We start from the raw sequence: 12,257 nt of genomic DNA, 5'->3' as shown, positions 1-12,257 counted from the left end.
TCAGTAAAACAGGATAACCCAGATGCTGGATGGATATTCGAAACTGATATTTGAAGGTGCGCTGGTGACGCTGGAGTTGGCACTGTGTTCAGTGCTGCTGTCAGTGATTATCGGCTTGATTGGTGCCGGTGGAAAGTTATCATCAAACCGGCTGTTATCTGGCTTGTTTGAGTGTTACACCACACTTATCCGTGGTGTACCCGATTTAGTCTTAATGCTGCTTATCTTCTATGGTTTGCAGATAACCCTAAATAGCATTACTGAATCAATTGGTTTTGAACAAATCAATATTGATCCTCTCTCCGCTGGGATTATTACCCTTGGCTTTATCTATGGTGCTTATTTCACTGAAACCTTCCGTGGCGCATATATGGCCGTACCCAGCGGCCAAATTGAGGCAGCGACGGCATTTGGTTTCACCCCTAGCCAGATTTTCCGCAGAATCATGTTTCCTGCCATGATGCGCTACGCACTGCCGGGTATTGGCAATAACTGGCAAGTCATTCTAAAGGCAACGGCACTGGTCTCTATTCTGGGATTAAATGATGTGGTTAAGGCCACACAGTTGGCAGGCAAAGGGACTTACCAGCCGTTTTTCTTCGCTTTAGTGGCCGGTGTGGTCTATCTCATCTTCACCACGGTATCGAATGGCGTATTACTGTGGCTAGAACGGCGCTATTCCCATGGGGTGAAGAGGGCTGAGCTATGATAGAAATCCTGCAACAATATTGGCAAGCGTTGCTCTGGAGCGATGGCTACCGCTTTACCGGGATGGCTGTCACCTTATGGTTACTTATTTCCTCGGTAGTGATGGGCGGGTTACTGGCAATTCCTTTGGCAGTCGCAAGGGTAGCCGAACGGCGTTGGATTCGTTTACCGGTCTGGGTTTTTACTTATATCTTTCGTGGCACGCCTTTATATGTACAATTATTGGTATTCTATTCCGGTATGTACAGTTTAGAGATTGTCCGAGGCAATGACCTGTTAAATGCCTTTTTCCGCAGTGGCTTGAATTGCACTATTTTGGCGCTGACACTGAATACCTGTGCTTATACCACTGAGATTTTCGCCGGTGCCATTCGTTCGGTGCCACACGGTGAAATCGAAGCCGCCAGAGCCTATGGTTTTTCACGTTTTAAATTGTATCGCTGTATTATTTTACCTTCTGCACTGCGTATTGCCTTACCGGCCTACAGTAATGAGGTAATCTTAATGCTGCACTCTACCGCTCTGGCATTTACTGCCACAGTGCCAGATATTCTGAAAATAGCGCGAGATATTAACGCCGCAACTTATCAGCCGTTTTATGCTTTTGGTATTGCTGCCGTACTTTATCTGATTATCTCCTTTACGCTAATTAGCCTGTTCCGCCAGGCAGAGAAACGTTGGCTGGCTCATATAAAACCTCAGGCATCGCATTAAGTACGGAGACCTTATGACTGACACATTAGAAACTAAAATAGCTGAAACCAAACTGTCTGTGACGGAATTGCATAAGCATTACGGTGAACACGAAGTACTCAAGGGCGTTTCACTTTCAGCTAAAGCAGGGGATGTTATCTCCATTATTGGTTCTTCCGGTTCAGGGAAAAGCACTTTTTTACGCTGTATCAACTTTTTGGAAAAACCCAGTGAAGGCTCGATTAGTGTAAATAATCGTGATATCCGTTTGGTACGAGATAAAGATGGGCAGTTGAAAGTTTTTGATAAAAAAGAGCTGCAACTGTTACGCACTCGCCTGACGATGGTATTCCAACATTTTAATTTGTGGAGCCATATGACGGTGTTGGAAAATGTGATGGAGGCGCCGGTTCAAGTCTTGGGGCTGAGTAAATCAGTAGCCAAAGAGCGGGCTATCCGTTATCTGGATAAAGTCGGAATTGATGAGCGCGCACGCGCCAAATATCCGGTGCACCTATCTGGTGGGCAACAGCAACGCGTCTCCATTGCCCGGGCATTGGCGATGGAACCGGATGTATTACTGTTTGATGAACCCACCTCCGCACTGGATCCTGAATTAGTCGGCGAAGTATTGCGTATTATGCAAAAGCTGGCAGAGGAGGGGAAAACTATGGTGGTGGTAACCCATGAAATGGAGTTTGCCCGTCATGTCTCCAGCCATGTTATCTTTTTACACAAAGGCGTAATTGAAGAGGAAGGCCCGCCGGCTGAACTTTTTGGTAACCCAAAGAGTACCCGCTTGCAGCAGTTCCTTTCTGGTGCACTGAAGTAACATCTCTGCGGGATAGCGATTTTATCTATCCCGCAGCAGTTTGATTAAGCTGAGGGTTTGTGCAGCACATTGCGCAGTGCTTCTTCCAATTCAAAATAACGAAAACCAAAACCGGCCTCTTCCAATCGTTTCGGCACTGCCCGTTGCCCGCCCAGCACTAACGCTGCGGATTCACCCAGTAATAAACGAATCGCGGCGGCAGGTGTGCGGATAACCGCTGGTCTGTCTAACACATCGGCCAGAGTGGCAATAAATTGCTCGTTATGTACCGGATAAGGCGAAACCATATTAAATGGACCCTTGAGGCCATCGGTGGTCAGCAAATAATGGATACCATGTACCATATCATCGATATGGATCCAGGGTAGATATTGGCGACCATCCCCTATCGGGCCACCCAATCCAAGACGTAATAGCGGGACCATTTTGGCTAGTGCACCGCCGTGTGGCGCTAATACAATACCGGTGCGTAACAGGCAAACACGGGTATGACTACTTTCAGCCGCCCGAGCCAGATTTTCCCAGCGTTCGCACAACTGATGGGTAAATTCATCATGTGGCGTCTCTTCTTCGGTAACCAGAGCTTGCCCCTGATCACCATAAAAGCCAACGGCGGACCCTGAAATAAATACTGCTGGCGGTGTCGTGCTGGCCTGTATTAGCGTGGTCAGGCGCTCGGTTATCTGCCAGCGGCTTTGGCATAGAATCTCTTTTTGCTGCGGGGTCCAGCGTTTTTCCGCAATAGGCTCACCGGCCAGGTTGATTACTGCATCAAAATCATTGAGATCATGTTTATCATCCAGCGTTGACCAGCAGGTGACTTGTGCGCCGAGTACCTGATTTGCCCGCTGAGTGTCACGGGTCAGTGCGGTTACTTGATGGGCTTGCGATAAAAGGAAGGCAGTCAGACTGCGCCCTATTAGGCCTGTAGCTCCGGTTATTAATATACGCATAGCCAACCTCCATTTATTCCCTTCTTAATTTGAAGCCGCAGAGGTGTTATCTGCGTTCACTTACCCAAATAACTTACTTGATGCCTGAATAGTGGCAGTCTGGTGTCTCTTTCAGCATAGGCTAACCTACGCTCTTCTCCTACGATACTGAGCATATCTTGAGATTAAAATTTTTATCTCATCAGAGCGTCTGGTGAGTCACATCATTTGGAAAAATAAAAAATTTTAACTAAATAAATGCACCAATCTGTCCGATTAATACGGTATTGAGTGCTTAAGTAATACCACTTCGACGGTAGAAAACGGCCGAAATGGTTATTTTTTCTGAGCAACAAGAACGACTATAAGCCATACGCTGATTATTTTTAAAACACTGATTTTGCGAATTTCTGCTAGAGTGAACAGACTAACCTGAATGGACGAGAGGGCAGTTGGCCTTCTCCCTTGTGAAGTTTGGATGTTTTATAAATAAATATTGGGTGTTTTATAAAAACTCACGGTGGCTTATAAATCCTCCGGCTGAGATCTGGTTGTGATCTCATTGTTGTCCATACACTTTTTCAGGTGCGCATGAAGCTAAATATCGAAGTTAATTGTTCTTATGTATGCGAACCCATACATAGACAAGATGGTAGCTTACTGGCAGTAGAGCTATTAAGCCGATTTTCAGCTAAATCGGTTGATTTGCCCATCGATGTTGAAAAGTTTATTAAAGAATTAGATGTCGACGGAAAGACTAATTTATTCCAGGATCAATTGCGTGCAGTAAAAGCCTATAGCGCTTGGTTTATCACTCACCATGTTTTGCTCTCAATCAATATTGATTTTGATTTGGCGGGAGTGATTGTGACTGATGCCGCAACGCGCCAGTTGTTGGATGAGATGCCCTTCCTACGGTTGGAGATCATGGAGACTTTTTCTAATTTATCCGATGGTATGAATAACCCATTGTTACGGGAATTGGCGCAGCGGTATCCGTTATGGCTGGATGATTTGGGCAGCGGCGGCTCCACCTTGAATGCGGTCACAGCCAATATTTTTGAATATGTAAAAATCGATAAGCATTTTTTCTGGCAGCACAATAAGCATACCTTCCCGATCTTAATCAATAACATTAAGAAATATTGCCTCGGTGTCATTGTGGTGGGCGTGGAAAATGAAGACGAGTCGGCGCAACTTAAGGGTAGCAATATTGATGCAATGCAGGGATATTTATTCAATCCTGTGACATTGGATGAATTGGTATCTCAGCCCTCATTATAACGGTTTCCTCGTATTGTCGTTCACCTTGCGCTGATATTATTTTTTCATGTCGGCGCTGCTTTTTGCGATAAAATTTTTGCATAACAGATATCGATTTTTATCGGATTAATCCGATCAATTGGATGATAGAATAGGCTTCTTTTATCTCTCATTGAGTGCCATGGCGTTTACGTCGCCTGATTTGCTGAGAGTAGACCTAAGAGAAGACGATATCATGAAGTTAATGTTTGCTTCTGACCTGCATGGTTCGTTGCCCGCAACGGAAAAGGTGCTGGCTACCTTCGAGCGCAGTGGTGCGCAATGGCTGGTGCTATTGGGTGATTTTCTTAACCACGGGCCACGCAATGCGTTGCCCGCGGGTTATCAGCCAGCAGAGGTGGCACAGCGCCTTAATGCCTATAAAGAAAGGATCATTGCGGTTCGTGGCAACTGCGACAGTGAAGTGGATCAGATGCTATTGCAGTTCCCGATGATGGCGGGTTGGCAGCAGATTATTATGCCAGAAACCCGTCTATTTTTGACGCATGGTCACCTTTATCACCCTGGCGCACTTCCTCCGTTGCGTAATGGTGATGTCTTAGTCTATGGTCATACTCATCTGCCTGAAGCTCGGTGGCAGGGAGAGGTTATTTGCTTTAATCCAGGTTCGGTCAGTATCCCCAAAGGTGGGTACCCGGCAAGTTATGGCATGTTAGACGAGGGGATTTTACAGGTTTTGACCCTACATAATGATGAATCTGTCACCCAATTGAATTTTAAAAAAACTATTATAAATAGTTAGTTACCCAAAGTTATTGACGTTATGTCAGAGGGTAAACATATAATTAACAATTGCGCGAGTCTCACCGCGCCCAGATAGAAGGTTTCAGAGGATGGTGGAGCAAAATCCAGCAGCAGTCATCGAGTGGGTTGATATTGTTGATGAGCAAAATGACGTTATTGCTCAATCCAGCCGTCAACAAATGAGAGCTCAACGACTACGCCACCGTGCTACCTATATTGTGGTGCACGATGGAATGGGGAAAATTCTGGTACAACGTCGTACCGAGAGTAAAGATTTCTATCCCGGTAAACTGGATGCCACTGCTGGGGGGGTGGTGCAGAGTGGTGAAAACTACCTGGAATCTGCGCGGCGTGAGGCAGAGGAAGAGTTAGGGATAGCCGGTGTCCCGTTTGCCGAACATGGCCTGTTTTATTTTGAAGAAGAGTGCTGTCGGGTATGGGGCGGATTATTCAGTTGCGTGTCCCATGGGCCGTTTGCACTACAGGCTGAGGAAATTGAAGAAGTATGCTGGATGGTACCGGAAGATATCACTGCCCGTTGTGACGAATTTACCCCAGACTCTCTGAAAGCGCTGTCACTGTGGCTGACGCGCAACAATGAGCAGGATTACGGTAAAATTACCCCACGCGAAGATTGATTCCCGCTTAGCCATAAAAAAAGCCCCTTTGCAGGGGCTTTTGTGTATCTCACCTTCATCTCACTGATTATCTTACAATAATACCCAGCAAGATACCCAGCGCACCAAAGTCGGCATCACTGAATGTGGTATTGGCAAAGCCGATATCACCCAGCACTGGCAGTAGGAAGACTGGCAGGAAGGTAATCAACAATCCCTGTGCGAAGGCACCTAAAATAGCGCCACGGCGGCCACCGGTTGCATTACCAAATACGCCCGCTGCCGCACCAACGAAGAAGTGAGGAACGACGCCTGGGATAATCACGGTCATGTTCATCAAATAGAGCGCGAACATACCGATAAGACCTGCGGCAAAGCTGCTCAGGAAGCCAACCAGAACCGCATTAGGTGCATAAGGGAACACCACCGGGCAATCCAATGCAGGTTTTGCATTAGGAACTAACTTATCTGAAATCCCTTTAAATGCTGGCACTATCTCAGCAATAACCATACGTACACCTTGCAAGATGATGTACACACCCGCGGCGAAAGTGATGGATTGCATCAGCGAGAACATGAACCAGTTCTTACCACCACTCAGGCTTTTCACTACTTCCGGCCCGGCGAACAGGCAAGTCACGATGAAAATGATACACATGGTGAATGAGATAGCCACTGGCGTATCACGCAGGAACAGCAAGCTTTTCGGCACATTCATATCTTCAGTCGAATGTTCTTTATTACCGAATTTGCTACCAATAAAGCCAGCCAGCACATAAGACAAGGTAGAGAAGTGGCCAATTGCCACATCATCAGAACCGGTCACTTTTTTCATGTAAGGGTGGGCAATGGCTGGGAAGAACACCATCGCAACCCCAACCACCAACGAACCGATCACAATCAGTGTTACGCCACTGATACCTGCGGTGGCTAGAATTACTGCCACCATCATCGACATAAACAGGGTGTGATGACCGGTCAGGAAGATAAATTTCCATGGCGTAAAGCGGGCAATCAGAATATTGATCACCATAGCGAAGAACATAATCATCGCCATCTCTTTACCAAAACTCTTTTGTGCCACAGAAACGATCGCTTCGTTATTCGGCACCACGCCCTGAATACCGAAAGCGTGTTGGAAGATATTGGCAAAATCACCCAAAGATGAAACCACCAGGCCAGCACCCGCACCTAAAATCACAAAGCCCATGATGGTCTTTACGGTGCCTTTAATACACTCTGTCACCGGTTTTTTCTGGGCAATCAGGCCAATTAACGCAATCAAACCGACCAGAACAGCCGGCTCAGAAAGCACATCACTCATTAAGAAACGAAAGAAATCCATGCCAGCCTCCGCTTACAGCGCGCCTAATTCAGTTAATGCCACAGACAAACGTTCTTTCATGGCTTTTTTATCAATCATGTTATCAAGAGCAACGATTTTGCCACCAACGGCCTGAGCAATCAGCTGTTCGGCAATATCTTTGGTACCGATGAAGATGTCGCTTGGTGTCCCTTTGGCAGAGCCAAGATCCACATGATCCACTTCGGCTGTGACTGCCAGTTCTTTCAGAATACTTTTGATGCTGATTTCCATCATCAGGCTGGTACCTAAGCCGTTACCGCAAACCACTGTAATTTTCATTTTTTTTCCCCTTAAAATTATTATCCGTACAGAATGCTGTGATTAATAACGCGCAATGACAGATTGGATCTCTTGCGGCGTTTGCGCATTAAGTAGGGTTTGTACATCGTTATCGTTATCGAACAACTGAGCGAGTTGAGAAATAGCCTCGATGTGGCTGTTGCTGTCTGTCGCGGCTAACACTATGAGCAGTTTGACCGGGTCATTACCTTCAGCATTGAAAGTGACACCCTCGGTAATGACGGTTAATGCCAAAGCGAGTTTATTCACACCTTCTTCCGGGCGGGCATGTGGCATCGCAATGCCGGGGCCGACTACGTAATAAGGGCCAATCGCCTCATGGGAGAGATAAATAGCCTCGACATAACGCGCTTCAATAGAGCCATTATCAATCAGCGGCTTACATGAAATGGCGATGGCATCACGCCAGTCTTTTGCCTGGCTAACCACCTGAATGACGTCTGACGTTAACAGTGTTTTTAACATGATATTGATGACTCCCGATGACTGTTAACCTGAGAGTAGATAGTTATCGTTGCTATTAATGTGACGAATATCTCAATTGGTAGCGCTACCTGATAGCGCTATCAAATTTTGTGATAGCGCTATCATTTGTCGCGTCAGGGCCTTTGGCTATCTCGGAATAAGCCATATACAATGCAATGTATTGTCGAGACCCCGCGGACTGGCTTGTTTTATCCAGACAGAAAATTTTAATCCGACAAGAAATTTTAATTAGGCAGGAACTCAGCATGGAAAAAACGCGCAAGCGCCGTAATACCGGGCGGGTCACTCTATCGGATGTGGCGAATTACGCTGGGGTAGGGTCGATGACTGTTTCCCGAGCGCTGCGAACGCCGGAGCAGGTTTCAGATAAGTTACGTGAGAAGATAGAGCAAGCGGTTGAAACATTGGGATATATTCCTAATCGCACGGCAGGGGCTTTGGCTTCGGGGCATAGTGATACCGTGGCGGTTTTGATTCCGTCGCTGACCGATAAAGCCAGCTCCCGATTTATGCAGGCGCTGCAACAGATTCTGAACAAAAATGAATTTCAGTTATTGCTGGGTTGCCATGAATATAGTCAGCGGAAAGAAGCTGAAATACTGATGACGTTACTGCAAAGCAATCCGGCAGCCGTGGTGATATTTGGCTCACAACTGGCAGATAAAACCTATCAACTGCTTGAACGGGCCAATATTCCTACCGTTAATGTGGTGGGGTCCTATTTTAAAGGGGCGAAAATTACCCTTGAGGCGGCATTTTTTGAATCCGCTTATGCATTAAGCCGTCATTTACTGGAGCGCGGTTATCACAATATTGGTTTTATTGGCGCTCATATGGATAACCGCTTACAACGTCAGCAACTGAATGGCTGGCATAAAGCGATGCTGGAACATTATAAAAATGCTGATCAAACCGTCACCACACCAGAAACAGCCAGCTTACAGTTTGGTCGCTATGCCTTGACGGAAATTCTGCAACGCCAGCCTGAGCTGGATGCGGTTATTTGCAGCCACGAAGATATCGCTTTGGGGGTACTGTTTGAATGCCAACGTCGCTTGCTGAAAATTCCCGGCGGGATCGCGGTTGCCTGCCTGGATGGTTCTGATAACTGCGATCAGACTCACCCGACGCTGACGTCGATGCGTATCGATTACCGGAAAATGGGTAAAGATGCCGGCAAGATGTTGATCGAACTGCTTGAGAGTGAGGACGATGGCGAGTTGAGTGAACCGGTTAGCCAGAGTTTCAGCTATAAATTTGAACCACGGCAGAGTACCTGAGGCTAGCGCCAAACAATAAAGGAAAACCGCCCCGCAGGGCGGCTTACCGGGCTTACTTGCCTGACGTGTTGATTATCACCGTGATTGAGTTGTTGAAAATACGCCAACCCCCATTCCCGGATGTTAACAATGCGCCAAATACAACGAGCACAATACAAAAGTACCGTTTCATTGTGCGGTCCATGCTTAGACCGCTTCACGCCAGCACCACCGGTGATACTAGCGTGAATACAAGTACAGGGTTGCACTTGCGTTACGGCCAATGGATATCCTTCCCTTAAACCGATGCCCGCTTGCTTAAGGCGGCGAAAAGGTCCGCCGCGATTGTACACGAATGCACCCCAGCCGATACTTGACAGTGAATAGCAACTGGCCCAAAATATCAGAACAGGGTTGCACTTGCGATATGTTGGTAACAGTTATTTTGATACTAACAACCCCGCTGGAATGGCCGCTTACCGGACCAGCACAGAGAAACCGCCTATATGGCGGTTTTTTTGTTGGCGCATTTTACCGATGCGGTCTTTTGGTGAGTGTGGTTGCGAGGTGAAAACGTTCTAACCCCAATTTATACATCGCTTTGCCAACAAACAAAAACGCCAGCACAAGGCTGGCGTTTCTTAGACAACGTAATCTTAGAATTAAGATGCGCTGGCGTCAGCCTGAGCGGATTGAATCGCCGTCAGTGCTACGGTATAGACGATATCGTCAACCAATGCACCACGGGACAAATCGTTAACTGGCTTACGCATACCTTGCAGCATCGGCCCGATGGAGATCAGGTCAGCAGAGCGTTGCACCGCTTTATAGGTAGTGTTGCCGGTGTTCAAGTCTGGGAAGATGAACACGGTGGCTTTACCTGCAACCGGTGAGTTAGGCGCTTTGGATTTAGCCACATCCGCCATGATTGCCGCGTCATATTGCAACGGACCATCGATGATCAAATCTGGGCGTTTTTCCTGTGCCAGACGGGTCGCTTCACGTACTTTTTCGACATCGCTACCCGCACCGGAATTACCGGTAGAGTAAGAGATCATCGCCACACGTGGTTCAATGCCGAATGCCGCAGCAGAATCCGCAGATTGGATAGCAATCTCAGACAGTTGTTCAGCCGTAGGATCTGGGTTGATTGCACAGTCACCATAAACCAGAACCTGGTCAGGCAGCAGCATAAAGAACACCGAAGAAACCAGTGAACTGCCCGGTGCGGTTTTGATCAACTGCAATGGTGGGCGGATGGTGTTTGCGGTGGTATGTACTGCACCGGAAACCAGACCATCAACTTCACCTTTTTCCAGCATCAGGGTGCCGAGAACGACGTTGTCTTCCAACTGTTCACGCGCGACCACTTCGGTCATGCCTTTGCTCTTACGCAGCTCAACCAGACGCGGAACATATTGCTCACGTACAGCAACAGGATCGATGATTTCAACGCCTTTGCCCAGCTCAACACCTTGCGCGGCAGCAACGCGTTGGATCTCTTCTGGGTTACCCAGCAGCACACAAGTTGCGATACCGCGTTCAGCACAGATAGAAGCGGCTTTAACGGTACGTGGCTCATCGCCTTCTGGCAGCACGATGCGTTTACCTGCTTTACGGGCCAATTCGGTCAGCTCGTAGCGGAATGCTGGTGGTGACAAGCGACGTGAACGCTCAGACGTTGCGCTCAGAGAGTCAATCCAATCACTGCTGATATGGCTGGCAACATAGTTTTGCAGCTTTTCAACACGCTCATGGTCATCTGCAGGGACTTCCAGATTGAAGCTTTGCAGGCTCAAAGAGGTCTGCCAAGTATTGGTATCAACCATAAATACTGGCAAGCCAGTTTGGAAGGCACGTTCACACAGGCTGTTGATACGCTCATCAATAGCGTAACCGCCAGTCAACAGGATGGCACCAATTTCAACGCCATTCATGGCTGCCAAACAAGCAGAAACCAACACATCAGGACGGTCGGCTGAGGTAACCAGCAGAGAACCCGGGCGGAAGTGTTCCAGCATATGCGGAATGCTACGAGCACAGAAAGTCACAGATTTAACGCGGCGAGTGTTGATATCACCTTTGTTAATGATGGTGGCTTTCAGGTGCTTGGCCATATCAATGGCGCGAGTTGCAATCAACTCGAAGCTCCACGGCACACAGCCGAGAACTGGCAGTGGGCTGTTGGCAAACAATTGGCTTGGATCGATGTTCGCGACGCTGGCCTTAGTGGAGTCATCAAAGATTTCAGACAGGTCAGGGCGGGTACGACCTTGTTCATCAACCGGCGCATTCAATTTGTTAATGATAACGCCAGTGATGTTTTTGTTTTTACTGCCACCGAAACTGGAACGAGCCAGTTCGATACGCTCTTTCAACTGATCTGGTGAGTCATTACCCAGAGCAATAACAAAGACGATTTCAGCATTCAGGGTTTTAGCAATTTCATAGTTCAATGCATTGGCAAACTGATGTTTGCGTGTTGGCACCAAGCCTTCGACCAGAACCACTTCTGCGTCTTTGGTATTTTCGTGATAACGGGCAACAATCTCTTCCATTAACACGTCTTGCTGGTTAGAACTCAGCAAGGTTTCCACATAACCCATATTCAGCGGCTCAGCAGCAGTGATGCTGGAGTTCGCACGAATGATGGTGGTGGTTTGGTCAGGTGCATCATCACCGGCACGAGGCTGGGCGATTGGCTTGAATACGCTCAGGCGTACACCTTTTTGTTCCATGGAACGGATGACACCCAAGCTTACGCTGGTTAAACCAACGCTGGTGCCGGTAGGAATCAACATTATTGTACGGGACACGGCTAAACCTCTTTACGGTTATGCCCTTCGTCCTTGAAGCCGCAGGGTTGTTGGCTACGCTCATGCACCCGAATCACTGACCTGAGTCAGCTCATCGGGATTTATTCGCTTGCCGCCTACCTGCAACTCCAATGACTTTGGGGACATCCTTCGTCCTTGAAGCCGCAGGGTTGTTGGCTAC

12 protein-coding genes are annotated in these 12,257 nt (G+C 47.6%); 7 read left to right on the top strand and 5 right to left on the bottom strand.

Annotated features, from left to right (window positions below; all coding sequences use genetic code 11):
• Positions 1-22: 22 nt before the first annotated feature.
• The 3 genes from Q2T72_RS14950 to hisP are packed head-to-tail and all read left to right on the top strand — an operon-like array spanning position 23 to position 2,233.
• Positions 23-709: a histidine ABC transporter permease HisQ gene (locus tag Q2T72_RS14950; RefSeq protein WP_083158241.1), complete on the top strand. Its 687-nt coding sequence runs from the start codon at positions 23-25 to the stop codon at positions 707-709.
• Complete coding sequence (locus Q2T72_RS14945; protein WP_083158242.1) at positions 706-1,422, top strand: ABC transporter permease; 717 nt, start codon at positions 706-708, stop codon at positions 1,420-1,422. Before Q2T72_RS14950 ends, Q2T72_RS14945 begins: the two co-directional genes overlap by 4 nt.
• A 13-nt stretch (positions 1,423-1,435) precedes the next feature.
• Positions 1,436-2,233: a histidine ABC transporter ATP-binding protein HisP gene (hisP, locus tag Q2T72_RS14940; protein ID WP_005192680.1), complete on the top strand. Its 798-nt coding sequence runs from the start codon at positions 1,436-1,438 to the stop codon at positions 2,231-2,233.
• Positions 2,234-2,277: 44 nt separating this feature from the next.
• On the opposite strand, the gene Q2T72_RS14935 is transcribed toward hisP, so the two are convergent.
• Positions 2,278-3,186: a TIGR01777 family oxidoreductase gene (locus tag Q2T72_RS14935; RefSeq protein ID WP_372569385.1), complete on the bottom strand. Its 909-nt coding sequence runs from the start codon at positions 3,184-3,186 to the stop codon at positions 2,278-2,280.
• Positions 3,187-3,756: 570 nt separating this feature from the next.
• On the opposite strand from Q2T72_RS14935, the gene Q2T72_RS14930 reads away from it, so the two are divergent.
• The 3 genes from Q2T72_RS14930 to yfcD all read left to right on the top strand — a co-directional run bounded on the left by Q2T72_RS14930 (position 3,757) and on the right by yfcD (position 5,870).
• Positions 3,757-4,449 carry an EAL domain-containing protein gene (locus tag Q2T72_RS14930; RefSeq protein WP_193784623.1) on the top strand — a complete coding sequence of 231 codons (693 nt, stop codon included), beginning with the start codon at positions 3,757-3,759 and terminating at the stop codon, positions 4,447-4,449.
• 214 nt (positions 4,450-4,663) lie between these two features.
• Positions 4,664-5,230, top strand: coding sequence for a phosphodiesterase (yfcE, locus tag Q2T72_RS14925; RefSeq protein WP_372569384.1), 567 nt, complete (start codon positions 4,664-4,666; stop codon positions 5,228-5,230).
• A gap of 91 nt (positions 5,231-5,321) precedes the next feature.
• Positions 5,322-5,870 (top strand): NUDIX hydrolase YfcD, encoded by a 549-nt coding sequence (gene yfcD / locus Q2T72_RS14920; RefSeq protein WP_083158246.1) that lies wholly within the window; start codon positions 5,322-5,324, stop codon positions 5,868-5,870.
• A gap of 67 nt (positions 5,871-5,937) precedes the next feature.
• Here yfcD and Q2T72_RS14915 read toward each other — a convergent pair whose 3' ends face one another.
• The 3 genes from Q2T72_RS14915 to Q2T72_RS14905 are packed head-to-tail and all read right to left on the bottom strand — an operon-like array spanning position 5,938 to position 7,980.
• Positions 5,938-7,194 carry a PTS ascorbate transporter subunit IIC gene (locus Q2T72_RS14915; protein WP_005277900.1) on the bottom strand — a complete coding sequence of 419 codons (1,257 nt, stop codon included), beginning with the start codon at positions 7,192-7,194 and terminating at the stop codon, positions 5,938-5,940.
• A gap of 12 nt (positions 7,195-7,206) precedes the next feature.
• Complete coding sequence (locus Q2T72_RS14910; RefSeq protein WP_083158247.1) at positions 7,207-7,494, bottom strand: PTS sugar transporter subunit IIB; 288 nt, start codon at positions 7,492-7,494, stop codon at positions 7,207-7,209.
• 42 nt (positions 7,495-7,536) lie between these two features.
• Positions 7,537-7,980 (bottom strand): PTS sugar transporter subunit IIA, encoded by a 444-nt coding sequence (locus Q2T72_RS14905; protein ID WP_083158248.1) that lies wholly within the window; start codon positions 7,978-7,980, stop codon positions 7,537-7,539.
• A gap of 266 nt (positions 7,981-8,246) precedes the next feature.
• Between Q2T72_RS14905 and Q2T72_RS14900 the strand changes: the two genes are divergently transcribed.
• Positions 8,247-9,281: a LacI family DNA-binding transcriptional regulator gene (locus Q2T72_RS14900; protein ID WP_083158249.1), complete on the top strand. Its 1,035-nt coding sequence runs from the start codon at positions 8,247-8,249 to the stop codon at positions 9,279-9,281.
• 641 nt (positions 9,282-9,922) lie between these two features.
• Here Q2T72_RS14900 and pta read toward each other — a convergent pair.
• Positions 9,923-12,061, bottom strand: a complete 2,139-nt coding sequence (pta, locus tag Q2T72_RS14895) for a phosphate acetyltransferase (protein WP_193784805.1) — start codon at positions 12,059-12,061, stop codon at positions 9,923-9,925.
• Positions 12,062-12,257: the final 196 nt, after the last annotated feature.

Origin of the sequence: Yersinia sp. 2466 StPb PI, from assembly GCF_041538325.1 — a bacterium.
GTDB lineage: Bacteria > Pseudomonadota > Gammaproteobacteria > Enterobacterales > Enterobacteriaceae > Yersinia > Yersinia enterocolitica_E.
The sequence above is the reverse complement of the archived record's forward strand: the minus strand, read 5'-3'. Positions and strand labels throughout refer to the sequence as shown.

Coding starts and splice junctions, on each gene's coding strand:
- Q2T72_RS14910 (WP_083158247.1), bottom strand. CDS start 7,494: ATGAAAATTACAGTGGTTTGCGGTAACGGCTTAGGTACCAGCCTGATG.
- Q2T72_RS14915 (WP_005277900.1), bottom strand. CDS start 7,194: ATGGATTTCTTTCGTTTCTTAATGAGTGATGTGCTTTCTGAGCCGGCT.
- yfcE (WP_372569384.1), top strand. CDS start 4,664: ATGAAGTTAATGTTTGCTTCTGACCTGCATGGTTCGTTGCCCGCAACG.
- hisP (WP_005192680.1), top strand. CDS start 1,436: ATGACTGACACATTAGAAACTAAAATAGCTGAAACCAAACTGTCTGTG.
- Q2T72_RS14930 (WP_193784623.1), top strand. CDS start 3,757: ATGAAGCTAAATATCGAAGTTAATTGTTCTTATGTATGCGAACCCATA.
- Q2T72_RS14950 (WP_083158241.1), top strand. CDS start 23: ATGCTGGATGGATATTCGAAACTGATATTTGAAGGTGCGCTGGTGACG.
- Q2T72_RS14900 (WP_083158249.1), top strand. CDS start 8,247: ATGGAAAAAACGCGCAAGCGCCGTAATACCGGGCGGGTCACTCTATCG.
- Q2T72_RS14935 (WP_372569385.1), bottom strand. CDS start 3,186: ATGCGTATATTAATAACCGGAGCTACAGGCCTAATAGGGCGCAGTCTG.
- pta (WP_193784805.1), bottom strand. CDS start 12,061: ATGTTGATTCCTACCGGCACCAGCGTTGGTTTAACCAGCGTAAGCTTG.
- Q2T72_RS14905 (WP_083158248.1), bottom strand. CDS start 7,980: ATGTTAAAAACACTGTTAACGTCAGACGTCATTCAGGTGGTTAGCCAG.
- yfcD (WP_083158246.1), top strand. CDS start 5,322: ATGGTGGAGCAAAATCCAGCAGCAGTCATCGAGTGGGTTGATATTGTT.
- Q2T72_RS14945 (WP_083158242.1), top strand. CDS start 706: ATGATAGAAATCCTGCAACAATATTGGCAAGCGTTGCTCTGGAGCGAT.